Raw genomic sequence first — 428 nt, 5'->3', positions numbered from 1 at the left:
CCACGAGCGCGGGTTGCCGTGGCGTGATCGTCGTGAGCCTCGGCCTGCCGGCCATTGTCGCCGGCATCGTGCCGCACGGCACGGCTGAAGAGATCGCCGTATTCCGCGGGGGTACGGATCAGCGGATGATCCTGGGTGAGCGGCGATGCCGGCTGTGGCGTCGCTCCAACCTGCGCGATCGCCTGTTCGAACAACCGCTCGACGGTCGCACGCACGTGCTTGTAACGGTAGATGCGGTTGCCGATGGCGTGCGCGCAGGCCTGCTCGACCAGCCGTGCTGGATACTTCCGGCTCAGCCCGACAATGCCCCACATCGCGCGCTGTCCGGGGCGCCCCTCGGTGTCGAACACTTGCTGGCACAAGGCCCTGGTCTGCGGTCCGATGCGCTCGGCGCTCGCCAGCAGCACGGCGGTTTGCCGCGACGGGTT

At 68.7% G+C, this 428-nt stretch carries 1 pseudogene; it reads right to left on the bottom strand.

The features are described 5' to 3' along the window. Positions 1–428 (bottom strand): annotated as a pseudogene (locus XI08_RS05115) (IS21 family transposase); the annotation flags it as partial.

This window comes from Bradyrhizobium sp. CCBAU 11361 (assembly GCF_028128935.1).
In the GTDB taxonomy this organism is placed as follows: domain Bacteria; phylum Pseudomonadota; class Alphaproteobacteria; order Rhizobiales; family Xanthobacteraceae; genus Bradyrhizobium; species Bradyrhizobium niftali.
This window is presented reverse-complemented; position numbering and strand designations above follow the sequence as displayed.